A 25,141-nucleotide genomic window follows, 5' to 3' on the forward strand; every position below is an offset into this window, starting at 1 on the left:
GCCGATTAGCGCTTGTTCACGAAGCTTACGCCGAGGCAGCACTAGGGAGGCGTTGGGGCGCGAGATGCTCGGGGCTGGCCTCAAACATTGCCTGAAGCTCACCAACCAACGTATCGACCTGGCGCCGGGCGTTGGCCACCGAGGCCGCCAACACCTCGCCCCCCGTTTCCTGACCCTCGATTGCGATTTGATGGATGAGGGTGATGCCAATGAAATTAAGCGCCGTCACCAGATTAGGCTCCAGATGGTTCATGTGCGCCATCTCTCCGCCGGGACCGAAGCCGATGCCGCCCCTGGCGGTGAGAATGACGACGTGCCGAGGCCGATCGCCCAGCATGGGAACGTAGGGGTCGGGGTGCCTGGTTTCATCGATGCCGACCGTTCGGCCCAGGCGTACGATCTGATCGACCCAGGCCTTGAGCGCCGCCGGCATGCCGAAGTTGTAGAGCGGCGTGCCGATGACCAGCACATCGGCGGCCAGCAGTTCGTCGACCAGCCTGTCGCTTTCGGCCAGCGCGTCCTTCATCCACGGCTCCCGGCGCTCCTCCGGCGTGAAGGCCGAGGCGATCCAGTCATGGCTGACGAAGGAGGGCGGGTTCTGGCCGATGTCCCGGTAGGTCACGCCATCCTGCGGGCGACGGGCCAGCCATTGGCTGACGAAGCGCTGGCTGAGGTTACGGCTGTGGGAGCCGTGCTCGTCCTTGCCGGCGAGGCCGGGGCGGGCGCTGGCATCGAGGTGCAGAAGGTGCGTCATGGCGAGTCTCCTCTGTAGAAGAATTCATCTGACATTCGCGGCAGAGTCAGCCTAGGGTTAGGCCCTACAGGCGACAAACGACGATTTCTTCCAGATACAGATGAGGAAAACTCAGCCATGGCGCACCGTTGGTTACCCTCGCTTTCCGCCTTGCGCGCCTTCGAAGCCGCCGCCCGGCACGAGAGCGCCAAGCAGGCTGCCGAGGAGCTGTCTGTCACGGCCACGGCGATCAGCCACCAGATTCGTTCGCTGGAGGAGTCGCTCGGCGTCGCGCTGTTCCTGCGCAAACCGCGCAAGCTGGAGCTGACCGACCAGGGGCGCGAGCTGCAACAGACACTGGAAACGGCCTTCGACAGCATCAGCGCCACGGTCGAACGCCTGAGCGCGAAGCCCTGCCGCCAGGCGATCACCCTCAGCACCACACCGGCCATCGCGGTGCGCTGGCTGGTGCCGTGGGTCTGTCTGCTACGCGATTCGCATCCGGATATCGACCTGCGCTTTCACACCTCCCATGAACCGGTGGCGCTGGATGGCGTCACGGCGGATATCGCCATCCGCTACGGCGACGGCCGCTGGCCGGGGCTGGTGGCGGAGAAGCTGTTCGACAATACCTTTGTCCCGGTCTGCAGCCCGCACCTCGGCTTGCGGGATGTTGCCGAGCTGCCCAAACACCCGTTGATCCACTTCCGTGCGCAAGCCGCCTTGTCCGCGCCGATTCATTGGGCGTCGTGGCAGAAGCTCGCCAACGTGCCGGGGCTGGATGTGAGTGCCGGGCTGGTCTTCTCCGACGAGACCCACGCCATCTCCGCCGCCATCGGCGCGCAGGGTGTGGCATTGATGAGTCGGCAGTTGATCGAGGACGAACTGAGGGACGGGCGGCTGGTGCAACCGTTCGGGCCGGAGATGGAGGGCAAGCCGTTTCACCTTGTGTACCCAGAGAGCCGCAGGGATGACCCGACGGTTCGGGCGGTTAGGGAGTGGGTGATGAAGGTGCCGGGTGGGTTGTGTGAGGTGGTGGGGTGATGTCTCTAAAACGTCTAGCAATCGCAGCTGCTTCGGTCGGCCTCGCGATGGCTGCACCGGTGTCGCGAATTGATAGATGGCTAAATGATGGCAATGTTTCCGTCATGCCCTATAGTGCGCGCTCACTAACAGCGGACCACAAGGACGCGGCATGGAAGAGCTGGCGAAACGTTGCCTTAAGCATTACCAGAGTTTGAATGCCAACAAGCAGCAGCAGATTAAAGAAGGGATGCATGACTACAGCCTGATTACATCAATGTTGAAGCCGTCAAACGAAGTGACGCTTCATTCACGCTTCCTCTGCTCCATGCTTAATCCGAAGGGCGCGCATTATCAGGGCAATGTATTTCTCAAAATTTTCCTAAAAGAGTTACCGGCCGGACTCCGAAACTTCATTGATCCCGATCGCGCCACGATCATTAGAGAAAAGGACAGTATTGACATCTTGGTACATGACGGTGAGCACGCGCTTGTCATCGAGAATAAGGTCTACGCAACAGATCAGCGCTACCAGATCAGTCGCTATATCGGTTGCGTGCAGAGAAAGTTATTTGGCGGTGAGCCGGATGTATCCAAACGGATAGCGGTGATTTACCTGAGCGCCAAACGTACCAATCCGAGCAAGAAGTCCGAGAGCCTGGCGGGGTTTGCACTCATTGGAAATATACTGCGCTGGAAGGGTTTCGCTGGCTGCAAGCCTCATCCTGATCTTCCAGATATTCAGGACGACCTGAACGTAGAAATACCTTTCCATCATGTTCCGTATTTCCCATCGCTGGTTCGGTGGGCTGAGAACTGCGCTGAAAAGGCGCCGGCTGGCGGCATACGAAACGCTTTTGACGAATACCTCCTCGTTTTAAAACGGTTGGAGAAACCCAAGGCTTGGAGAAAAGTCATGACTCTTGATAGCTACGCCATGAGCCTGCCGGACATGGATCAGCGTGAGATGTACGCATTTATGGTCGAGTCGCAGACGGCTCTGGATCGCTTTATTGCGGCGAGGTTGTTTGAAGGCCTTAAGGCGCTGTTCGGTGAAGTGGCGCTCTTGGAGCGCGGCCCGTTCAAAACGCTTGATGAAGACAGCCTATACAACTGGCTAACCAAGAAAGGCAAGGACAAGGATTGGGAGCGTGTGGGTGCCATCTTTGACGCTCCCATACAGCCGGTCGCGCTAGTTTTCGCCAGTGAGTTTGCCTATATGGGCGCTATGTGCGAGAGGCCGTTGTGGGACAAAGAATGTAGGGATGCCAATTTGATCCACGGGGGAGGCGTTAGGAGTCTTCTTCGTACGCAGCTGGACGGCGTGTATCGGTTTCTGCATTACATTCGTAAGCGAGCACTTCAGTGTGGGATTCAGGTGGCTTCGCTTGAGAGTGAATTGTAGAGCTAGAAATGGACGAGTTGCTTGGCGCATTGGTTCCGCCCTGCTGGGCGGGTTCCTTTTGGCAGTCGCCCCAAAAGGAACCAAAAGGTCTTGCCCCTGCATGCGGCCCTGCGCTTCGCTCCGGGTGCGTTCGCTCCATCGCCATTCCAGGGGCACGCCGCGAAGGGCCGTTCCTGGCCCGTCGCGTCTCTCGCGGCATCCATGCCGCTCAACCCCTTCCACAGCGATTCCACTCACCCTCCTGAAAGGGGCGGGTGGTGTCGCCTGCCGGCTCGTGCAAAAGAAGCATATAACCAAAGGACTCGCGGGCGACTCGGACGCCGATCCCCGTCAGGAGGCCGAGTGGAGGTGTTGCGTAGGGGGACGCGAGGCATGGATGCCGAGCGAGGAGCGAAGGGACAGGTATGTCCCTTCGTGACGGCCCCCGGAGCAGCACCGGAACGAGGGAAGTCTGGCCGCAGGCCAGGCCCGGATGCCGGGGTGGCCTTCTCTTTGGTTACTTTCTCTTGGCCAGACAAGAGAAAGTGACTCGCCGCGAAAGGCGAAATCTGTCGGTGGGGCCAAGGAAAGCGTGGCGGGAATTACCGAGCGGCGAGCCCGCAGATCAAAAAATAAATCTGTCCCTTTTTCGCACAGGCTACCTGACCCCAATGGCGGGTATGGAGAATTTAAACTCATTAGTTGCCATTGGCATCCCGTCTCGTTCATAGCCTTGATGTGTACTGCTTGCAGTTATTTTAAAGTTGTGGGCCTCTGCGATTTTTTGTGCGACATATAGTCCAATTCCTAGTCCGTCGTGGTGGAGGCGGTTTGCATATTTTCCGCGGACACCTTTTTTAAATATATCTATTAGCTCATTGTCGGCCAGATGCGGGCCTTCCGATGTTATGCATACGTCGGTTCCTGTGCTGGTGTCTTCTATGCTTATCTCAATTTCCGCTGTCTTTGAATATTTTAATGCGTTCTGAATTAAGCATAGGGGTATTATTGGGAAGGACTCGTATATTGATATTTTTCGGTACGAGGTTCCTTTCATTTTGAATCTTTTGTTGTATTTCTTTCCTTCTGCGTGAAATATTATTGATTGAACTTTATCGAATAGTTTATATATTTCGCAGTTCTGTATTTCTCCATATCTGGCGCTTTCTGGGTTGAAATATATTCCTGTGAGCTTGAATGAATCAACAAGCATGTTGGCAGCTTGAAATAGTGACTTTGTTTCGCTTGTTGAATTCTCTAGTTTCTCTCCGAAGCTCTGTCCTTTGCCTTTCTCAACTATCTTTTCTGCGCTTATATGTATTTGGTTCGCCCATTTTACAGGGTCGTGAAAATAATGTAGAACTTCGGATCTTGAAATCTCAACTTGTTCTTTGATGAGTTTGTTTGTTCTGGATATTTTTTCCATCCAAATATCTGCGAGATATTTGCTGTAGCCTCTCCCTTTTGAGGATTTCTTTAGTGATTTGTCACTGTGATTGGTTTTTCTTCCTAGAACTCCATAAATTGTTAGCCAGCTTTCGTCAACTTTGTATGAGTAGTATGAAAGGCCGAGTTCGCACACTGACTCTCCCTCGTTTTGGGATGAGCTGCATTCTTTGGTTGCGCATCTCGTTGAGCAGTATGGGTGATCTGTCATTCTGCTTTTTATTTTTTTGCCATCCATCCATATTGGTGCTTCTGGTGATGATGTCTCGCTTTCCAAGATTATTTTTAGTATTTCTTTCATATGGATTCGCTTAGCTGGTCTAGCATTTCTTTGTATTTATGTGCATCAAGAGCGTGTGTGGCTGTTGTGCAGGACTTAATTAGATCCATATCGCCTATTTTTTTGTCTATGTATTTAAAGCCAAATTTTAGGACTTTGGCTTTCTGGTCCTGTCTTAGCCCTTTGCCTGTCAGTAGTTCGTCAATTTCTCTCGCCTTGGACTTTGGTGAGTAGATTTTTTCAAGCGTCTCAGTGATGGCTTCTTCTATTTTTTGATCTTTAATCGGTGTCTGTATTTGCTTGTCAGATAGCTTGAAATATTCCGTAAGAGTTGGGTCGTATGATTTTGATGATGCTGCTATTACAGGCTTTCTGGGGTTGTCATTTTTTATTCTTTTCATTAGTTCGAGGCCGCCTCTTTTCATGTCTTCTTCGACTATGTTTGTCACGTCAAGAATTATCAGGTCGTAGTCAAGTAGGTGCTTGTAATTTGCTAGGGATACACTGGTTATACATGTAATGTTGAATCCGGATCGCTGCAAATATGCTGTTGGGTAATTTTCTGGTTGGTCGTCAACAATTGCTATTCGTTTAGATTTTAAGTCTGCAGGGTGTTTGTTTTTTGAGCTTACAAAGGACTGCATGTCTGCGTGAGGTGTAATCTCATTTTTTTTGTTTTTTAGCCAGGTCTTGACGGCTTTGTATATGCCAATGATTGTGAAGATTCCCAGCGTAATAGTGATGAGGTTTGACAACCATCCAAGATCTGCCCAGAACTCTTTTATAAGATTCATTAATTTTTCTCAAAAAAAGCCCCGCGCAAGGCGGGGCTCTGGTCTTTAATCGCTGCCCCAAACTTCCATTTCAGGTAAAGCGCCTTCCAATCTGTCCTAATGGTCTAGACCTAGGAATCAATCCCAACTCAACGCCCCACCCGTCTGATACTCAATAACCCGCGTCTCAAAGAAGTTCTTCTCCTTCTTCAAATCCATGATCTCACTCATCCACGGGAACGGGTTGGTAGTACCCGGATATTCCTCTTTAAGGCCAATCTGCGTCAGGCGGCGGTTGGCGATGAACTTGAGGTAGTCCTCCATCATCGCGGCGTTCATGCCGAGGACGCCGCGGGGCATGGTGTCGCGGGCGTATTCGATTTCGAGCTGGGTGCCCTGGAGGATCATCTGGGTCGCTTCGTCCTTCATGTCGGCGTCCCACAGGTGCGGGTTTTCGATCTTGATCTGGTTGATCATGTCGATGCCGAAGTTCAGGTGCATGGATTCGTCGCGCAGGATGTATTGGAACTGCTCGGCGGTGCCGGTCATCTTGTTGCGGCGGCCCATGGAGAGGATCTGGGTGAAGCCGCAGTAGAAGAAGATGCCTTCGAGCACGCAGTAGTAGGCGATGAGGTTGCGCAGGAACTGCTTGTCGGTCTCCGGGGTGCCGGTCTGGAAGGTCGGGTCGGAGATGGAGCGGGTGTACTTGAGGCCCCAGCTGGCCTTTTTCGCGACGCTCGGGATCTCGTGGTACATGTTGAAGATCTCGCCTTCATCCATGCCCAGCGATTCGATGCAGTACTGGTAGGCGTGGGTGTGGATCGCCTCTTCGAAGGCCTGGCGCAGGATGTACTGGCGGCACTCGGGGTTGGTGATCAGGCGGTAGGTGGCCAGCACGAGGTTGTTGGCGACCAGGCTGTCGGCGGTGGAGAAGAAGCCGAGGTTGCGCTTGACGATGCGGCGCTCGTCTTCGGTGAGGCCGTCCTTGCTCTTCCACAGGGCAATGTCGGCGTTCATGTTCACTTCCTGCGGCATCCAGTGGTTGGCGCAACCATCCAGATACTTCTGCCAGGCCCACTCGTACTTGAAGGGGACGAGTTGGTTGAGGTCGGCGCGGGCGTTGATCATGCGCTTCTCGTCGACGCGCACGCGGGCCGATTCGCCTTCCAGCTCGTTGAGACCTTCCTGGATGTCGAGGTCGTTCAGGGCGGCCTTGGCGCGGGCGACCGCATCGGAGTCGCCGGCGGCGACGGCGCGCGCTTCGTGGGCGGCGGCGTCACCGACCTTGTCGAGCTTTTCCAGGCTCATGTCTGGGGTGGCTTCGGCGTTGGCGGGTTTGGTGGCGACGTCGTCTTCGGGTTTGTCGAATTCTTCCCAGCTCAGCATGGCGGGTTCCTCCTGCGGGACCGGGCGTGCCGGTCGGAATATGGGTTGTGCGGCGGTGCACGCGTTGGCGACGTTCAGGCACCAGCGCCGCTGGTGTTTTTCTTGTGCCGAACCTAGCGCGGTGGGGCGTGGTTCAGTCAATGGTGTTCGGGTGGGTTGGGGCCGTTGCGAGCCAGAACTCGGCGTTTCCCCCTCGCTTCTACAAAGGCCTTCACCCTAGCCCTCTCCGTGGGGAGAGGGGATGGTTCTGTGTGCTTTGGCCTTACGGCCACTGCGGAGTGAGCGTGAAGCTGAGCGAGTGGCTGCTAGGCGCCGGCTGGTGAGGATCCCCTGAGCGTACTGAAGTACGTGATGGGGGCCGATCCAGCCGGCAACAACGCAGACGCCGTTCTTCTCTCTACCTCTTGCCCTCTCCCTGGAAGGAGAGGGCAGCGCGCCTTCCGTTTACTGGCAAGCTTCGCAGTCCGGGTTGTCGATGGAGCACGCCAGCGGCACCGGTGCCGGCTTCGGCGCTTCGGCCGGGGCGGCGGGAGCGGCTTGCAGGCCTTCGGTGTTGCCGCCGGCCGACACGGCGTTGAGCTTGCCGGTGTTGATGGTCGACTTTTCGGTGCTGGTTGCGGCCAGGGCACGGAGGTAGTAGGTGGTCTTCAGGCCACGGAACCACGCCATGCGGTAGGTCACGTCGAGCTTCTTGCCCGAGGCGCCGGCAATGTAGAGGTTCAGCGACTGGGCCTGGTCGATCCACTTCTGGCGACGGCTGGCGGCTTCGACGATCCAGCGGGTTTCCACTTCGAACGCGGTGGCGTAGAGGTCCTTGAGGTCCTGCGGGATGCGCTCGATCTGCTGCACGGAGCCGTCGTAGTACTTGAGGTCGTTGACCATGACCGGGTCCCACAGGCCGCGCGCCTTGAGGTCGTGCACCAGGTAGGGGTTGATCACGGTGAATTCGCCCGAGAGGTTCGATTTCACGTACAGGTTCTGGTAGGTCGGCTCGATCGACTGTGACACGCCGGTGATGTTGGCGATGGTCGCGGTCGGGGCGATGGCCATGATGTTCGAGTTGCGGATGCCCTTCTTCACGCGCTCGCGCACCGGTGCCCAGTCCAGGGATTCGGAGAGGTCGACGTCGATGTACTTCTGGCCGCGCGCTTCGATGAGGATCTGCTGGGAATCCAGCGGCAGGATGCCCTTGGACCACAGCGAACCGTCGAAGCTGGAGTAGGCGCCACGCTCGTCGGCCAGGTCGCAGGACGCCTGGATGGCGAAGTAGCTGATGGCTTCCATCGACTTGTCGGCGAACTCGACGGCCGCATCCGAGCCGTAGGGGATGTGCTGCAGGTACAGCGCATCCTGGAAGCCCATGATGCCGAGGCCCACCGGGCGGTGCTTGAGGTTGGAGTTCTCGGCCTGCGGGACGGAGTAGTAGTTGATGTCGATGACGTTATCGAGCATGCGCACGGCTGTCTTCACGGTGCGCTCGAGCTTGGCGATGTCCAGCTTGCCGTCGACGATGTGGTTCACCAGGTTCACCGAACCCAGGTTGCACACGGCGATCTCGTCCTTGTTGGTGTTCAGCGTGATCTCGGTGCAGAGGTTGGAGCTGTGCACCACGCCGACGTGCTGCTGCGGGCTGCGCAGGTTGCACGGGTCCTTGAAGGTCAGCCACGGGTGGCCGGTCTCGAACAGCATCGAGAGCATCTTGCGCCACAGGTCCTTGGCCGGCAGCGTCTTGAACAGCTTGAGCTTGCCGTACTTGGTCAGCTCCTCGTAGTACTCGTAGCGTTCCTCGAAGGCGCGGCCGGTGAGGTCGTGCAGGTCGGGCACGTCGGACGGGGAGAAGAGCGTCCAGGGACCATCGTCGAACACGCGCTTCATGAACAGGTCCGGAATCCAGTTCGCGGTGTTCATGTCGTGGGTGCGGCGGCGGTCGTCGCCGGTGTTCTTGCGCAGTTCGAGGAATTCCTCGATGTCCAGGTGCCAGGTTTCGAGGTACGCGCAGACCGCGCCCTTGCGCTTGCCGCCCTGGTTGACCGCCACGGCGGTGTCGTTGACGACCTTGAGGAACGGAACCACGCCCTGGCTCTTGCCGTTGGTGCCCTTGATGTAGGCGCCGAGCGCGCGGACCGGCGTCCAGTCGTTGCCCAGACCGCCGGCGAACTTGGAGAGCAGGGCGTTATCGCGGATGGCGTCGTAGATGCCGCCCAGATCGTCCGGCACGGTGGTCAGGTAGCAGGACGACAGTTGCGGACGCAGGGTGCCGGCGTTGAACAGCGTCGGGGTGGATGACATGTAGTCGAACGAGGAGAGCAGGTTGTAGAACTCGATCGCCCGGGCTTCGCGGTCCTGCTTCTCTTCGATGGCCAGGCCCATGGCGACGCGCATGAAGAAGATCTGCGGCAGCTCGAAACGGATACCGTCCTTGTGGATGAAGTAGCGGTCGTAGAGCGTCTGCAGGCCCAGGTAGGTGAACTGCTGGTCGCGCTCGTGATCGAGCGCGGCGCCCAGCTTGGCCAGGTCATAGCCCTTGAGCTTGCTGTCGATCAGCTCGAACTCGGAGCCTTTTTCAACGTAGGCCGGCAGGGCCTTGGCGTACAGCTCGGCCATTTCGTGATGGGTGGCGCTTTCGGCGACGCCGAGAAAGCTCAGGGCTTCGGCGCGCAGGGTGTCCATCAGCAGGCGGGCGGTGACGTAGGAGTAGTTCGGCTCGCGCTCGACCAGGGTACGGGCGGTCATCACCAGGGCAGTGTTGACGTCCTTCTCGCCGACGCCGTCGTAGAGGTTCTTCAGCGTTTCGCGCTCGATCAGCGCGCCGTCGACTTCGGCCAGGCCTTCGCAGGCCTCGCGGATGATGGTCTGCAGACGGCCCATGTCCAGCGGTTGCAGGCTGCCGTCGGCCTTGGTGATGCGGATGCTCGGGTGCGGCTGGGCGATTTCGTCGCCGACGCTGCGCTTGCGCTCCTGGGCGCGGGCTTCGCGGTAGATCACGTAGTCGCGCGCGACCTTGTGCTCGCCGGCGCGCATCAGCGCCAGCTCGACCTGGTCCTGGATTTCTTCGATGTGGATGGTGCCGCCGGAGGGCATGCGGCGCTTGAAGGTGGTGCTGACCTGCTCGGTCAGGCGGCGCACGGTGTCATGGATGCGGGACGAGGCAGCGGCATTGCCGCCTTCCACAGCGAGGAATGCCTTGGTGATGGCCACGGTGATCTTGTCGTCGGTGTAGGGAACGACGGTACCGTTGCGCTTGATCACCCGCAGCTGGCCCGGGGCGGTGGCGGCCAGGTCCTGGCTGCTGTCGGCCGCGGAGGGCGCTGGCTGCGGCTTCTCGCGTGTGGTCTCTGTCTGCATGAGGGTCTCCGGTCTCTGAGTTCTAGTTCTGGAATTGCGTTGGTTCTGGGCTGCACGCCCGGCCTGTGCCTGATAACGACCGCACGCCGGACGGGCCGGCACACGGGTACTGCTGTAACGGAGAGAGGTCCGAGCGCGCCTCCCTGGCTTGACAACGAGCGTGGCCAATGACCACTACATCTAGTGGCACCTTGTACGCTCGTCGCTGAGCATACTCGGCACCGTTGCGCAAGCCTCGCTCTTGAGGAATCGAGCGGCTTGAGCCGGCTTTGAAGCAGCCGGGCGTTGATTCAGGGCCTTGCGCGTGAGGGTTTCCCAACCCTGTCCGTTTCGCTCCGCCTTGTGTCTCTTTGCGATTCTAGCCCCAAGATGTAGGGGCTGCCGCCTGTGGGGCAACACGATAATCGCGCCTCCGGGGTAATGCAAGACAGCCTCGCCGGAACAACCTGTGGATAAATTGTGGGTACACGGTGGGTGACCGCAGCCGGTGCCGGCTAGCCCGCGGATGGCGTGCTTTTGCCGTTCGTCGCGCATTCGAGGTCGATTTCGCATGGCCGATGGCGGCATAGTGCCAACACTATATGTAGTGTTGATTGCAAGTGATTCCGGGCAAGCCGCGAAGCCGTGCCGGATTGCTAGAATGCCGACCTCGTCGCAACCCGGGGGTAACGAGACGTGGAGCACGAAGTCTGGAAGATCCTCATCGTTGAGGACGATCAGCGTCTGGCCGAACTGACGCGCGAGTACCTCGAAGGCAATGGCTTCGCCGTGTCGATCGAGGCCGACGGCGCGCGGGCGGTCGAGCGGATCGTCGGCGAACAGCCGGACCTGGTCGTGCTGGATCTCATGCTGCCCGGGCTCGACGGTCTCTCGGTGTGCCGCGAGGTGCGTGGCCGCTACGACGGGCCGATCCTGATGCTCACCGCGCGAGCCGATGACATGGATCAGGTGCTGGGCCTCGAGATGGGCGCCGATGACTACGTCTGCAAACCCGTCCGCCCGCGCGTGTTGCTGGCGCGGGTGCGTGCGCTGCTCAGGCGCCGCGAGGCGAACGATGCGCCTGCCGTGGCAGCCGACGGCAAGCGGCTGACCTTCGGCCCGCTGACGATCGACAGCGCGCTGCGCGAAGCCTGGCTGCGCGGCGATGGCATCGAGCTGACCAGTGCCGAGTTCGATCTGCTGTGGCTGCTGACGAGCAACGCCGGGCGCACGCTGTCGCGCGAGGAAATCTTCGGCGAGCTGCGCGGCATCGAATACGACGGCCAGGATCGCTCCATCGACGTGCGCATCTCGCGCATCCGGCCCAAGATCGGCGACGACCCGGAGCATCCACGCCTGATCAAGACCATCCGCGGCAAGGGCTACCTGTTCGTCGCCGAGGCGGCGCGGGCGCTGAGCTGACGTGAACTCCATCTTCCTGCGCATTTACGGCGGCATGATCGCCGTGCTGGTGATCGTCGCGGCGCTGGGCGTCGGCGGCCTGCACCTGCTCAACGAGGCGCGCGCCGACCAGTACCGCGAGCAGCTCGCCGCCGGCACCTTCCGCCTGATGGCCCACAACATGAGCCGCATGACGCCCATCGAGCGGCGCCAGGCGGCGAACCTCTGGGGCCGGCTGCTCGGCATTCCGCTGCGGGTGCGCACACTGGACGACGTGCAGCTGGAAAGCCGGCTGGAGGCGCGCCTGCTGCAAGGGCAGGTGCTGGTCGAGCAGACCCGGCCGCACACCGTGACCATCTACAGCCTGGTCAGCGCGGCGGATCGGCTGGTGCTCACGGGCGATGTCGAACAGGTCAGCGAACAGCTCGCTCGCGCCACCATCTACCTGCTGATCGACGAACTGGTACGGGTCCCCGAAGACCAGCAGCCGCAGCGCCTGGCCGCGCTCAAGCAACGCCACGGCTTCGGCTATCCACTGCAACTGGTCACCCGCAACAGCGCCAGCCTCGATGACGACCAGCGCCGTCGGCTCGACGAGGGCGACACCGTGATGGCGCTGGACAAGGGTGGCGATGCCATCCATGTGTTCGCCGCAGTGGCCGGCACGCCGTGGATCGTGCAGCTCGGGCCGATCTACCAGATGAACCCGTACCCGCCGCACTTGCTGGTGCTGATCGGCGTACTCGGCCTCGCGCTGATCGGTGTGACCATCTTCCTGCTGGTACGCCAGTTGGAGCGACGTCTGCGCGAGCTGGAGCGCGCCGCCAGCCAGGTGGCCGGGGGCGATCTCGAAACCCGCGTGCCCGAGGTGGGCAGCGACTCGGTGACCCGGCTGGCATCGGCCTTCAACGGCATGGCGGCGCACCTCCAGCGGCTTTTGAACATCCAGCGCGAAATGGTGCGCGCGGTCGCCCATGAATTCCGCACGCCGGTGGCGCGCCTGCGCTTCGGGCTGGAGATGACCGGCGATGCCGAGACCCCCGAAGCGCGGCGCAAGTACCTCGACGGCATGGACAGCGATATCCAGGACCTGGACCGGCTGGTCGACGAGATGCTCGTCTACTCGCGCCTGGAGCAGGGCTCGCCGGCCCTGCGCTTCGAGCCGGTCGACCTGGCCGCGCTGATCGACCAGGTGATCGACGAACTCGCCCCGTTGCGTCCGGCCGTGCGGGTCGAGCGTGTGCCCGGTCGCCTGGCCGAAGGGGACCAGCAGGCCCGCGTCGACGGCGAGCCGCGCTACCTGCGCCGGGCGCTGACCAATCTGGTCACCAACGCCATGCGCCACGCCGAAACCCAGGTGCGGATCAGCTACAGCCTGGATGCGACCCATGCGTTGCTCGAGGTCGAGGATGACGGTCCGGGCGTACCGGAGGAGGCGTGGGAACGCATCTTCGCGCCGTTCCTGCGACTCGATGACAGCCGCACGCGGGCCTCAGGCGGGCATGGCCTGGGGCTGTCGATCGTGCGGCGGATCGTCTACTGGCACGGCGGACGGTCGCAGCTCGGGCGTAGCGAGGCGCTCGGCGGGGCGCGTTTCGGCCTCTGGTGGCCGAGGCGCCAGGACGGCTCGGTCAACTAGCGACGAAGACGCCTGACCGACATCGGACCGGCCAACGCAGGGTCGATCGCCCGGCTGACCGGCTACGCGATAGGCCGTGCAAGCATCGCGACACGTTGCTTGCCGTGACGAATGGCCCGCTGTCAGCGGCGGGGGGCGGGAGCAGCCGGCACGGCGATCAACGTCAGCAGGCGACCGTCCAGTTCGGCGTAGTAGCCATGCAGCTCGGTGCCGGCCTGCCATTCGGCATCCAGATCGCTCAGCAGACGCAGGCTCGCCACGCCGTCCTGCGCCTGTGTCACCTGTGCCGCTTCGAAATAGAAACGCCGCCGGACCAGCGGATACAGCGCCTTGAACAGGGCTTCCTTCAATGAAAAGGCCAGCGTCAGGCGCCAGGCGCGCGCGGCTTCGTCCACGGTAGCGAGGGCCGCCTGCTCGGTGTCGGTGAGGATTTCCCCGGCCAGCCGCGCGGCCCGCTCCGGCGGCAGCAGGGCTTCGACATCCAACCCCAACCCGCGCCATCGGCTGGCCGATGCCACCGCGGCGCCGGCCCAGCCCGCACCGTGCGTGATGGAGCCGACGGCACCGTCCGGCCAGATCGGCGCACGGTCCACGCCCACGGCGGGCACCGTGCCGATGCCGAGCGCCTGCCGTAGCGCCTCGCGCGCGCAGAGCCGGCCAGCGAGGAATTCCGTCTGGCGCTTGGCCACGCCGCGCGGCTGGGCGATGCCGCAGCGCGAAAAGTCGTCGGCCTCGAGCCGCGTCGCATCGAAGCGGGTGGTCAGCAGCGTGATGCCAGCGAGCGGCTCCGCGAAGGGCCAGCACGGCGAAGGCGGAGCGCAGCAGGCGGGAATGAAGGCGGGCGTGATCATGCCGGGCATTCTGCCACGCGGCGCGACCGGGGGAGGCCAGGGGCGTAGCGGTCGGCCGTCGCCGGAGGATTGCAGGCCCGGCCGGCACGGTTAAAGTGGGCGCCTTCTCCCTCAGGCTTCGCCTCATGCGCATCGTCCCGCTCGCCCTTGCCCTGCTGGCCCCGCTCGCCCTCGCCGGGCCGGCGCCCTACTACAAATGGCAAAGCAAACTGGACGGGCAGATCGCCTGCCAGCAGACCTCGCCGGGCGAAGGCTGGGAATTGTTCGAAGGCACGCCATACCGCGACTTGCGCTGCACCCAGCCGATCGCCCGGATGATCTGGCGCGCTCCCGGTGCGTCGCGCTGAGCGGCCTCTTCGCCAAAGGACCCCCATGACCACCCCCGACCGCCTGGACACGCCGCTGCTGCTCGGCATGATGCGCCTGAACGACTACCCCGAGCTGGCCGATCCGCAGGGCCTGCTGGGCTTCGTCGAGCGTTGCGTCGAACAGGGCCTGACTGCCTTCGATCACGCGGACATCTATGGGCTGGGCCACTGCGAGTCGCAGTTCGGCGCTGCCTTGCGGCTACAACCCGCGCTGCGTCAGCGGCTGACCGTGATCGGCAAGGCGGACATCGTGCTCAAGCCGCAGGACCGCTCGCGCTGGCAGGTCAAGCATTACGACACCAGCGCCGCCTACCTGCGCCGTGCGGTCGAAGGGTCGCTCGAGCGACTGGGCATCGAGCGGCTGGATGGCTTTCTGGTGCATCGCCCCGATCCGCTGATGCAGGTGGAAGACCTCGCCCGGACGCTGGAGGCGCTCCAGGCCGAAGGCAAGATCGGCTGGCTGGGCCTGTCCAACGCCGATCCGCTGCATTGGCGGCTGCTGGGCGAAGCGCTGCCGCTGCGCTGCAACCAGATCGAGCTGTCGCTCATGGCCCAGGACGCCGCCTGGGATGGTCGCCTGCAAACCATGCAGGTCGAGGGTTTGCAGGCCCTGGCCTGGTCACCGTTCGCCGGTGGCCGCTTCCCGGCCGGCCTGCAACAGGCGCTGGCGAACGTCGCCGACGCGCTCGGTGCGACGCCCAACCAGGTCGCGCTCGCCTGGATCCGGCGCCTGCCCGGCGCGCCGGTGCCGATCCTCGGGAGCTTGCGCTGGCCGCGTGTCGAGGAGGCGCTGGCGGGTGCGTCGCTGGCGTTGGATACGCAGGCGTGGTTTTACCTGGCGGAGGCGGCCAGAGGGGTCGAGGCGCCCTGAGGGGATTGCTCGCGACGATCACGGTTGCGCTAGGGGGTTTGAGTGCGGTGTGTTCCTTGTCCCGGAATCACAGATTGCGCCCTGCACGGGGCGAAATGCTGGGAAATGTCGTAGGAGCCCGCTTGCGGGCGAAGCTTTTGTCTTTTGGCTTCACGATCGAGAGTTTCGGACGCCGCGCTTTCCTCGGCCCGGTCTACAGATTGCGCCTTGCACGGCGCCTCACTTTTTTTCAGTCGCGAAAAAAGTAAGCAAAAACGCTTGCCCCTGCATCCGGCCCCGGCTTCGCCGGGGTTCCCTCGCTTCGGTGCCGTTTCAGGGGCACGCCACGAAGGGCCATCCATGGCCCTCGCGGCTCTCGCGGCATCCCTGCCGCTCAACCCCCTCCACGACACCTGCGCTCGGCCTGCTGAAGGGGCGAGTGGTGTGGCCTGGTGGTTTGGGTGTGAGAAGCAGAAAAGCAGAGTTGTATGATCTTGAATGGGACAGCCGCACGTCGGGTGCATTCGCGAAGCAATGCACCGGCTTCGCATCGGCGGCGTCCCCGGCGGATTGTTCGCTTCGCTCCAGAATCCGCCCTACGTCTGTTGCCACCGTAGGGTGGAAAACCGCAAAGCGTTTTCCACCGCTTGCACCCAACCATCAAGCCACTCGGACCACCCCCCTTTCATCCGGCCGAACGCAGGCGTTGCGCAGGGGGACGCGAGGCAGGACGCCGAGCGAGGCGCGGCGGGACAGGGACGTCCCGTCGTGACGCGCCCCCGGAGCGGCGCCGGAGTGAGGGCAGTCTGGCTGCGCAGCAGGCAGACCCGGATGATGGGGCGCGTTTTAAAGTGAGGCGCCGTGCAAGGCGCAACCTGTCGTCCCGGCCGAGGAAAGCGCGGCGTCAAAAACGCCTGAGCGAGACGCCCAGGCGGCCAGCCATCACCGCCCGATACACCACCGGAACGCCACCCCACCCCCTACGCTCTGAACAGAAACGAAGCTCAATCGGCGAGGCGACGCGTGGACAGGCTGAAGATCGCGACATTCAACATCAACGGCATCCGGTCGCGGCTGCCGGCGCTGCTGCAGTGGCTCGACCAGGAGGCGCCGGACGTGGCCTGCCTGCAGGAACTGAAAGCGCAGGAGGCGGCCTTCCCGATCGACGAGATCCGTGCCGCCGGCTATGGCGCCATCTGGCAAGGCCAGAAGTCCTGGAACGGCGTGGCCATCCTCGCGCGTGGCAGCGATCCGATCGAGAGTCGGCGCGGCTTGCCCGGCATGGAGGACGATCCGCAGAGTCGCTACCTCGAGGCAGCCGTGCACGGCGTGCTCGTCGGCTGCCTGTACCTGCCCAACGGCAACCCGCAGCCGGGCCCCAAGTTCGACTACAAGCTCGAGTGGTTCGACTGCCTGATCGGCTATGCGCAGCGCCTGCTCGACAGCGGCCATCCGGTGGTGCTGGCCGGCGACTACAACGTGGTGCCGACCGACGAAGACATCTACAACCCGCGTTCGTGGCGCAAGGATGCCTTGCTGCAGCCCGAGAGCCGCGAGCGCTTCGCACGCCTGCTCACCCAAGGCTGGACCGACGCGCTGCGGGCGAGGTACCCGGACGAGCGCCTCTACACCTTCTGGGATTATTTCCGCCAGCACTGGCAGAAGAACTCCGGCCTGCGCATCGACCACCTGCTGCTCAGCCCCGACGTGGCGGCGCGTCTGCACGACGCCGGGGTCGATCGCTGGGTGCGCGACCAGCCCCATGCCAGCGACCATGCGCCGACCTGGATCGAACTCGACCTGGCCTGACGCATCGAAAAAACACCCGAATCACCTCGTGGAGCCCACTTATGGGATACCGCCTGAAACCGCACAAGAACGCCGCCAAGGACGTGCGTCGCATCGCTCGCGACCGCCTCGAGCGGGCGATCGAGGCGCTGCGTTCGCCGCCGGACGAGCGCGACAAGGGCGTGCATCAGGCGCGCAAGCGCTTCAAGGAGCAGCGTGCCTTGCTGCGGCTGATCCGTCGCCCGCTGGGCAAGTGCTATGCGGTGGAGAACCGGCGGCTGCGGGATGTCGGCCGATCGCTGTCGGCGCTGCGCGATGCCGCGGCGATGGTCGAGGGCTGGGACGCGCTCGCCAGCCATGCCCCGGCGCTGTTCGGTCGACCGTCCTATGCGCGGATTCGCCAACGGTTGGTCGAGCGCGGCAGTACGGGCGGCGCGCAGATCGATCCGGCGCTGTTCGAGCAGGCCATCGGCGAACTGGACGAGGCGCTGGGGGCCATCGAGCACTGGCCGTTGTCGGGCAAGGGCTTCGGCCTGTTCGAGCGCGGTCTCGAAGACAGCTACCGCGCCGGTCGCCGCGCCCTGGCGGCGGCGCGTCGCGACCCGAACGACGAGAACCTGCACGAGTGGCGCAAGCGCGTGAAGGACCAGTGGTACCACACCCGCCTGTTGCTGTCGGCGTGGCCGGCGATGATGCGCGCCCGCTGCGGCCTGCTCGAAGAACTGGCCGAGGCGCTCGGCCACGATCACGACCTCGCGGTGATGAGCCAGTTGATGGACGACGAGCCCGAGCTGTTCGCCGATCAGATCGAACCCTTGCAGCGCCTCATCGCCGAGCGCCGCAAGGCCCTGCGCGAGGAGGCCTTCGCCCTGGGCCGGCGCCTGTATGCCGAACCACCCTCGGCGCTGGTCAAGCGCTGGCAGCGCTACTGGTCGCTGGCGCGCTGCGAAGGCCAGGCCGCTTCACGCGAGGACTGAGCGACCGTTCTTCGACGATCCGCTGACCGGCGTCGCCAACGGCGCCGGCCGATGGATCGGCTGCACGAGGCCAAGCGCGCCGGGCGTGGCTGCGTGCGGCTTCATCGGCCGACGAACTGAGCTCAAGAAGCGCTCGCGCTGCCGATAGCCTGGCACCGTTGCCCGGCGCAGGCCCGTTTCGTTCTGCGCACAGCCGGTCCCTTTCACCTGTCGGACCCTGACGATGCCTGCCGAGCCCTCATCCGCGCGCCTGAGCAATGCCTTTGCCCGGCGCACCTTCCCGGTGGTCGCCGCCGTGATGGTCATGCTGTTGCTGGCCACCGCCGGCCTGCTCGTCGCCGATGCCCTGCGCCAGGACCATGAGACCCGCGACCGCAGCGTGTTCTACGCACGCAGTGCCATCGACGCACTGCGCGAGCGGCACGCCAGCGTGACGCTGGACTACGCCGTGTGGGGCGACATCTTTCGCCACCTGCACCTGACCACCAACCGCCAATGGGCCTACGAGGAGGGCAATGTCGGCGCCAACGTCTTCGAACGCTTCAACATCGAGGGCGTGTTCGTCGTCGACCCAAGCAACCGCACCACCTATGCGGTGATCGAAGGCGAGCTGAGCGACGTCCAGGCCGGTGACTGGCTGAGCGGCGACCTGCAGGCGCTGGTCGAGCGGGCCCGCGCGCCCGAACAGGACGGCAAGGCAGTGACGGCCATCCTGCGCGTCGGCGACAAGCCGGGCTTCGTCTCGGCCGCCGAGATGCAGCCCGACGGCATCCCGGAGCTCGAAGGGTTCCCGGGGCCGGCCTCGGTGCTGGTGTTCGTCGATGTGGTGGACAACGACTTCCTCGGCCCCTTCGGCGAAACCCTCGCGCTCGATCGGCTGCGGTTGCCGCGCGATGCCGCCGACGCCGCCGCCGAGCCGCACCTGCCGCTGAGCGAGGATGGCCAGGTGCGGCTGCGCTGGGATACGCCGGAGGCCGGCCGCGAGCTGCTCGAGACCGTCATGCCGCTGTTCGCCATGGCGGCGCTGATGCTCGCCGGGCTGATCTTCGTCGTGTTCCGCCACGCGCTGGCCGCCGCCCGCTTGATGGAGGCCAACGAAGAACGCTTTCGCGACATCGCCGAGTCGGCCACCGACTGGCTGTGGGAAGTCGATGAGGAGCAGCGCATCACCTACCTGTCGGCCCGGTTCGGCGAGGTCACCGGGCAGGCGCCGGTCCAATGGATCGGCCAGCCGCTCAAGCGCCTCGTGCAAGGCGTCGACGGCGCGCTGGGCGACTGGCTGGCGTCGCTGCAGGGCGACGGGCGGCACTCGCTGACCTGTACCTACCTGACGCGCGAAGGCCAGCGTCGTACCTGCCGGCTCACCGGCCGGCCGATTCTGCACGGTGTCGGCGTCGCCGGCGGCTACCGCGGCACCGCCAACGACATCACCGACGAGATCGAAGCGCGTGCGCGCATCGAGCACATGGCCCGGCACGATCCGCTGACCGGCCTGGCCAACCGCAATCGCCTCGAAGATTGCCTGCGGCGGCTGGCGACGCCGGCATTGACCGGCAGCTTCGCCGTGCTGTGCCTGGACCTGGACCGCTTCAAGCCGGTCAACGACGCGCTCGGCCACTCGGCGGGCGACTTCGTGCTGCGCGAGGTGGCGTATCGGCTGCAACAGCGCCTGCGCGACACCGACCTGGTCGCCCGGGTCGGTGGCGACGAATTCGTCATGGTCCTCACCGGCCAGGACGAGCAGCACCGCGTGGAGCAGATCTGCGCGCGACTGGTGGCCGAGCTCGCCGAGCCCATCCAGTACGGCAATCAGGAAATCCACATCGGCTGCAGCATCGGCATCGCCCTGTTCCCGCACGACGGCCGGGCGCCGGAAGACCTGGTGCGCTTCGCCGACATCGCGCTGTACGAGGCCAAGTCGGCGGGGCGTAACACCTGGCGCTTCTACGCCGCCGAGATGAACGCGCAGATCGCCGCCCGTCGCCAGCTGGAACAGGCGCTGCGCCAGGCGATCCGCGAAGGCGAGTTGCGGCTGTACTTCCAGCCGCGGTACCAGCTCGATTCGCTGCGGCTGGTCAGCGTCGAGGCGCTGGTGCGCTGGGAGCATCCCGAGCGCGGCCTGCTGCTGCCCGAGGCCTTCATTCCGCTGGCCGAGGAAACCGGCCTGATCGTGCCGCTCGGGCAATGGGTGCTCGAGCAGGCCTGTCGCGAGGCGGTCGGCTGGGCCGAGCCGGTGCCGGTGTCGGTCAACCTCTCGCCCCGCCAGTTCAGCCATCCGGCGCTGGTCGCCGACATCGAGCGCACGCTGCGTAGCACCGGCCTGGACGGCCAGCGGCTGGAGCTGGAGCTGACCGAGACGGTGATGGTCAACGACGCCGACGGTGCGCTGGCAATCATGAACGCGCTCAAGGGGCTGGGCGTGCGGCTGAGCATGGACGACTTCGGCACCGGCTTCTCGTCGCTCAGCTACCTGCGTTCGTTCCCGTTCGACGGGCTGAAGATCGACCGCAGCTTCATCGCCGGCATGCTGGAGCGGCCGAACGACCGCTCCATCGTGCAGGCGATCATCTCGCTCGGCCGGTCGCTGGGCATGGCCGTGACGGCCGAGGGCGTCGAGACCGCCGATCAGCTCGACCTGCTGCGCGGCGATGCCTGCGATGAGGTCCAGGGCTTTCACCTCAGCCGGCCGATGCCGGCGACCGCGCTGCATGCCTGTCTGCAACCGAGCGACGCAACCGCCGTGCCCTGCTGAGCGCCGGCCATCGACCGTCGACGGGGCTGAACTCCTGCCCGCGGCTCGGGCTCGAAAGGGAAGATGGCGGTAGCCGGACCGCGCTGACCCGGCGAGGACCACCGAATTCCCTTCGTGACGATCGACGCGGTCGGTGGCTGATTTCAGGTGCTGTGCATGACCCTTGGCAGTAAAGACACCCGTCCACCCCCACCCGAACAGCGTGACGAATCCGACCCCGGCGATGCCTTCGGCCTGCCCGCGCAGGGCCAGCTCGACGGCGACAGCTTCAGCCCGCTCGGCAATCCGGGCGTTCGCCACTGGCAGGCCGGCTATGTGACCCAGGCGGGCCTCGAAGACCGCAGCAGCGTGTTTTTCGCGGCGGTCGAGATGACCCGCATGCCGATGGTCATCACCGATCCGAACCAGCCGGACAACCCCATCGCCTTCGCCAACAAGGCGTTCCTCGACCTCACCGGCTACGAGGAAGAGCAGGTCGTCGGACGCAACTGCCGCATGCTGCAAGGCGAGGAGACCGACCCGGAAACCGTCGCGGAGGTTCGCCGCGCCGTGCAGGAACAGCGCGCCGTGGCCGTGGATATCCTCAACTACAAGGCCGACGGGACCAAGTTCTGGAATGCGTTGTTCATCGGCCCGGTGTTCGACGAGGACGGTCGGCTGCTGTACTTCTTCGCCTCGCAGGTCGACATCACGCGGCGGCGGCTGTCCGAGCAGTCGTTCCGGCAGGCGCAAAAGATGGAAGCGGTCGGCCAGCTCACCGCCGGGCTGGCCCATGACTTCAACAACCTGCTCCAGGTCGTGACCGGCAACCTCGAGGTGGCCGAGCTTCACTGCCGCGACAACCCGGCACTGGCCACGGCGATCGGCAACGCCCAGCGCGCGGCGGAAAGCGGTGCCAGGCTCACCCAGCAGTTGCTGACCTTCGCCCGCAAGCAGCGGCTCGACCCGCGGCGGCTGAACCTCAACGGGCTGGTGGTCGATTTCAGCGAGATGGCGGTCAGGGCGCTGGGCGACCGGATCGACCTGCGACTCGACCTGCGGCCGGGGCTGCCGTCCTGCACGCTGGATGCGGCCCACATGGAAATGGCCTTGCTCAACGTGCTGCTCAACGCCCGCGACGCGATGCCCGACGGCGGCGTCATCACGGTCGGGACCTCGGTGCTCGACGAGCGACGACGTTCCGAGCGGCATCACCTGCAGCCAGGCCAGTACGTGACGCTGTGCGTGATCGACGAAGGCGACGGCATGTCGCCCGATGTGGTGAACCGCGCCGCCGACCCGTTCTTCACCACCAAGCCGCTCGGCACCGGGCTCGGCCTGGCGATGGTCCACGGCTTCGTCCAGCAGTCGCACGGGCGGCTGGAGATCGACAGCGAGCTGGGCAGGGGCACCACCGTGCGACTGATCTTTCCCGTGGCGGCGGAGCGGTCGGTGAATCCGATGCCGGGCAACCTCACGCTCAATGAGGGCGACGATGCCACGCCGCGCATTCTCCTGGTCGAGGACAGCGACGATGTCCGCCAGCTGGCCGAATCGCACCTGCGTTCGCTTGGCTACCGCGTGTTCAGCGCAGCCAGTGGCGAGCAGGCGTTGCGCCTGCTGGACGAGCAGGGCGCGATGGACCTGCTGTTCACCGACGTGATGATGCCGGGCGGTATCAATGGGCTGGTGCTGGCCGAGCGCATGCGCGAGCGCCTTCCCGACCTGCCGGTGCTGCTGGCGACCGGCTATACCGATGAGCTGGCGAGCCAGGGCCTCAATACGGCAGCGTTTTCTGTCATCGGTAAACCTTACCGAAGGGCGGAAGTGGCCGAACGGATTCGGGCCCTGCTCGACGAGCGGGACACTGCCTCACGTGTGCGCGCCGACACCTTCCGGCACGAAGGCTGATCGATGCGGCACGTTCTGGTGGTGGATGACGACCCGCGCATCGCCGAGCTGTTCGCCAGCATGCTCGACGGTGCCGGCTATCGGGTCAGCGTGGCGCTGAGCGGACAGGCGGCGCTCGAACGCGACGCGGCCGATCCGGCGGACGCACTCGTCTCCGACCTGGCCATGCCCGGCATGAACGGCCGCGAACTGCTCGCGGCGCTACGCGAGCGGCGGCCGCAACTGCCGGCGCTGATCGTGTCCGGGTATCCGGGCAACGACCTGGTGGCATTGCCCCGCACGCGCGTGCTGCTCAAGCCGATCCGGCTGGTCCAGTTGGTGGAACACCTCGAGGCGTTGCAGCGGGAGGGCTGATCGCCGCCATCAACCGGCCGCCAGCTGCCGAAGCTGCGCCAGCGCCGTGTCGGCCTGGCGCCGTGCATGGTCGCGGGCGCTGCCGGCGTGCGCCTGCTCGTCGGGCTCATCCAGTTCGGCCATGTCGGCCTCGACGTTGATCAGCGCGGCCTCGATCCCGGCGTGCAGCAATACGCCGCCTGCCAGGGTGTCGCTGCGCAGCGCCGTCGAGGTGTGCCGCCAGGCGGCAAGGGCAAGCGCGAGGCCTTCCAGCCCGCAATGGGCGGTCGCCAGCGGCACGGCGCAGGCCTGCCGGGCGCTGTCCTCGATAGCGGGCGAATCCGTCGCACGACGGGCGCGCAGGTACTGCGCGAACGCCTGCATGTCGGCTTCGGCCAGCACCTGCAGCCGGTCGATCAATCCCTCGGCTTCATGCACCAGGCGCTGCGATGTCTGCAGGGCGCGTTCGTCCGTCGTCGGCGAATCTTGCGGCCGTGCAATGCGCAGCCCCTTGAGCACCAGCGCCAGGCCAAGGGCGACCGTGGTGGCGGCCGCCGGACCGCAACCGGGTGTCGGCTGGGCAGCGGCCGTCTCGTCGAGGTAGGTCCGCAGACGGCGGTGCCAGGGGTGGGAGTCGGTCATGTGCGGTCCGTGGCGGGTCGATCAAGGTTCGAGCGCCCCTTCGACAGGCAGGTTCAGCCCGTGGCGCCGAGCGGTCTTCCATAGGCAAAAGCTTTCGGTCCGATAGGTAAACACCGAGGGAACGGCTCGCCGATGCCGTCCTCCACTTAACAGAGGCTGTGAAAAACAGGCTCAACCCGGGCGATGCCCATGTGAATCGAAGGAGAGCGGGTATAGGGAGCTGATCAAAATTTGCACAGGAGAACACAATGTTCGTCCATAACAAGCGACTGCAATACACCGTGAGGGTGGCGGGGCCCAATCCGGGGCTCGCCAACCTGATGCTCGAACAATTCGGCGGACCGCAAGGCGAACTCGCCGCGGCGATGCGCTACTTCACCCAGGGCCTGGCCGAAGACGACGCAGGCCGCAAGGACATGCTGATGGACATCGCCACCGAGGAGCTGAGCCACCTCGAGATCATCGGTTCGATCGTCGGCATGCTCAACAAGGGCGCCAAGGGCCGGATCGCCGAGGGTGTCGAAGAGGAGTCCGAGCTGTACCGGTCGCTGACCGGCGCCGGGAATGACTCGCACATCACCCAGGTGCTTTACGGCGGTGGCACCGCGCTGATCAACTCGGGCGGCATACCCTGGACTGCCGCCTATGTCGACAGCATCGGCGAGCCCACGGCCGACCTGCGCTCGAACATCGCGGCCGAAGCCCGCGCCAAGATCGTCTACGAGCGGCTGATCAACGTCACTGACGATCCGGGCATCAAGGACGCGCTGAAATTCCTGATGACCCGCGAGATTGCCCACCAGAAGTCCTTCGAGAAGGCGCTGCACTCGATGCAGCCCAATTTCCCGAACGGCAAGCTGCCGCCCGAGCCGCAGTACGCGAGCGTGTACTACAACATGTCGCAGGGCGAAGGCGATCTGCGTGGCTCCTGGAACCAGGGGCCGGAGTGGGAGTTCGTCGAGAGCCCGCAGCCTGCCGTCGACGGCGGCGATGGCCTGGCGACCGTCGAGCTGCCCAAGGGCGAAAAGAAGGTCGTCGAGCAGATGGCCAAGCGGACCATGTCCGACCCGACGGTCGATCCGCTGACAGGCGCCGACCTCGGTGCCGGCGCGGCCTTGACCAAGAAAGGCTGAGTCCCGCCGCACCTCGCTGCGAGCAGCGAAAGGCCGACCCGGCGCGTCCGGGTCGGCCTTTTTTATGGCCGTTGCACCGGCTGGCCGACCGCCTGAACTCGCGCCGCCGCGATCTTGTCGTTAACAGACGATGGCGGCTCGGGCCGCCGTTCACTGACAGGAGACCCC

Annotated in this window: 19 protein-coding genes; 12 read left to right on the forward strand and 7 right to left on the reverse strand. The window is 63.9% G+C overall.

The window, feature by feature from the left end:
• Positions 1-25: 25 nt before the first annotated feature.
• Positions 26-754, reverse strand: coding sequence for an FMN-dependent NADH-azoreductase (locus tag D7325_RS12795; protein ID WP_120996186.1), 729 nt, complete (start codon positions 752-754; stop codon positions 26-28).
• 117 nt (positions 755-871) lie between these two features.
• Between D7325_RS12795 and gcvA the strand changes: the two genes are divergently transcribed.
• Together gcvA and D7325_RS12805 are read left to right on the forward strand one after the other, a co-directional pair.
• Positions 872-1,777 carry a transcriptional regulator GcvA gene (gene gcvA, locus D7325_RS12800; protein ID WP_120996188.1) on the forward strand — a complete coding sequence of 302 codons (906 nt, stop codon included), beginning with the start codon at positions 872-874 and terminating at the stop codon, positions 1,775-1,777.
• Between the two features lie 151 nt (positions 1,778-1,928).
• A complete protein-coding gene (locus D7325_RS12805) occupies positions 1,929-3,161 on the forward strand; it encodes a PDDEXK-like family protein (protein ID WP_120996190.1) in 1,233 nt (410 codons plus the stop codon).
• 637 nt (positions 3,162-3,798) lie between these two features.
• Here D7325_RS12805 and D7325_RS12810 read toward each other — a convergent pair.
• From D7325_RS12810 to D7325_RS12825, 4 genes are all read right to left on the reverse strand, one after another.
• Positions 3,799-4,887 carry a sensor histidine kinase gene (locus D7325_RS12810; protein WP_120996192.1) on the reverse strand — a complete coding sequence of 363 codons (1,089 nt, stop codon included), beginning with the start codon at positions 4,885-4,887 and terminating at the stop codon, positions 3,799-3,801.
• A complete protein-coding gene (locus tag D7325_RS12815) occupies positions 4,884-5,660 on the reverse strand; it encodes a response regulator (RefSeq protein ID WP_120996194.1) in 777 nt (258 codons plus the stop codon). Before D7325_RS12815 ends, D7325_RS12810 begins: the two co-directional genes overlap by 4 nt.
• Before the next feature lie 117 nt (positions 5,661-5,777).
• The gene (locus tag D7325_RS12820) at positions 5,778-7,025 is read right to left on the reverse strand and encodes a ribonucleotide-diphosphate reductase subunit beta (RefSeq protein ID WP_120996196.1); all 1,248 of its coding nucleotides are present in this window, start codon (positions 7,023-7,025) and stop codon (positions 5,778-5,780) included.
• 444 nt (positions 7,026-7,469) lie between these two features.
• Positions 7,470-10,370: a ribonucleoside-diphosphate reductase subunit alpha gene (locus tag D7325_RS12825; protein WP_120996198.1), complete on the reverse strand. Its 2,901-nt coding sequence runs from the start codon at positions 10,368-10,370 to the stop codon at positions 7,470-7,472.
• 675 nt (positions 10,371-11,045) lie between these two features.
• Here D7325_RS12825 and D7325_RS12830 point away from each other — a divergent pair.
• Positions 11,046-11,771, forward strand: a complete 726-nt coding sequence (locus tag D7325_RS12830; protein WP_120996201.1) for a response regulator — start codon at positions 11,046-11,048, stop codon at positions 11,769-11,771.
• Between the two features lies 1 nt (position 11,772).
• Positions 11,773-13,389, forward strand: coding sequence for an ATP-binding protein (locus D7325_RS12835; protein WP_120996202.1), 1,617 nt, complete (start codon positions 11,773-11,775; stop codon positions 13,387-13,389).
• 122 nt (positions 13,390-13,511) lie between these two features.
• Here D7325_RS12835 and D7325_RS12840 read toward each other — a convergent pair whose 3' ends face one another.
• Positions 13,512-14,249, reverse strand: a complete 738-nt coding sequence (locus tag D7325_RS12840; RefSeq protein WP_120996204.1) for a 4'-phosphopantetheinyl transferase family protein — start codon at positions 14,247-14,249, stop codon at positions 13,512-13,514.
• Positions 14,250-14,365: 116 nt separating this feature from the next.
• Between D7325_RS12840 and D7325_RS12845 the strand changes: the two genes are divergently transcribed.
• The 7 genes from D7325_RS12845 (at position 14,366) to D7325_RS12875 (ending at position 23,219) form a co-directional block, all read left to right on the forward strand.
• Positions 14,366-14,587: a hypothetical protein gene (locus tag D7325_RS12845; RefSeq protein ID WP_120996206.1), complete on the forward strand. Its 222-nt coding sequence runs from the start codon at positions 14,366-14,368 to the stop codon at positions 14,585-14,587.
• A 25-nt stretch (positions 14,588-14,612) separates the two neighbouring features.
• Positions 14,613-15,479, forward strand: coding sequence for an aldo/keto reductase (locus tag D7325_RS12850; RefSeq protein ID WP_120996208.1), 867 nt, complete (start codon positions 14,613-14,615; stop codon positions 15,477-15,479).
• 1,002 nt (positions 15,480-16,481) lie between these two features.
• Complete coding sequence (locus D7325_RS12855; protein ID WP_120996210.1) at positions 16,482-17,267, forward strand: exodeoxyribonuclease III; 786 nt, start codon at positions 16,482-16,484, stop codon at positions 17,265-17,267.
• Between the two features lie 41 nt (positions 17,268-17,308).
• A complete protein-coding gene (locus tag D7325_RS12860) occupies positions 17,309-18,223 on the forward strand; it encodes a CHAD domain-containing protein (RefSeq protein WP_120996213.1) in 915 nt (304 codons plus the stop codon).
• 223 nt (positions 18,224-18,446) lie between these two features.
• Positions 18,447-20,975, forward strand: coding sequence for a bifunctional diguanylate cyclase/phosphodiesterase (locus D7325_RS12865; RefSeq protein WP_120996215.1), 2,529 nt, complete (start codon positions 18,447-18,449; stop codon positions 20,973-20,975).
• A 156-nt stretch (positions 20,976-21,131) separates the two neighbouring features.
• Positions 21,132-22,865, forward strand: a complete 1,734-nt coding sequence (locus tag D7325_RS12870) for a histidine kinase famiy protein (protein WP_120996217.1) — start codon at positions 21,132-21,134, stop codon at positions 22,863-22,865.
• 3 nt (positions 22,866-22,868) lie between these two features.
• Positions 22,869-23,219 carry a response regulator gene (locus D7325_RS12875; RefSeq protein ID WP_120996219.1) on the forward strand — a complete coding sequence of 117 codons (351 nt, stop codon included), beginning with the start codon at positions 22,869-22,871 and terminating at the stop codon, positions 23,217-23,219.
• 9 nt (positions 23,220-23,228) lie between these two features.
• Here the strand turns inward: D7325_RS12875 and D7325_RS12880 are convergent, their stop codons facing one another.
• Entirely contained in the window at positions 23,229-23,840 is a 612-nt protein-coding gene (locus tag D7325_RS12880) for a cyclodeaminase/cyclohydrolase family protein (protein ID WP_120996221.1), read from the reverse strand.
• 248 nt (positions 23,841-24,088) lie between these two features.
• Here D7325_RS12880 and D7325_RS12885 point away from each other — a divergent pair, with 248 nt between their 5' ends.
• Positions 24,089-24,973, forward strand: a complete 885-nt coding sequence (locus D7325_RS12885) for a manganese catalase family protein (RefSeq protein WP_120996223.1) — start codon at positions 24,089-24,091, stop codon at positions 24,971-24,973.
• Positions 24,974-25,141 lie beyond the last annotated feature (168 nt).

Origin of the sequence: Stutzerimonas urumqiensis (genome assembly GCF_003640395.1) — a bacterium.
GTDB lineage: Bacteria > Pseudomonadota > Gammaproteobacteria > Pseudomonadales > Pseudomonadaceae > Stutzerimonas > Stutzerimonas urumqiensis.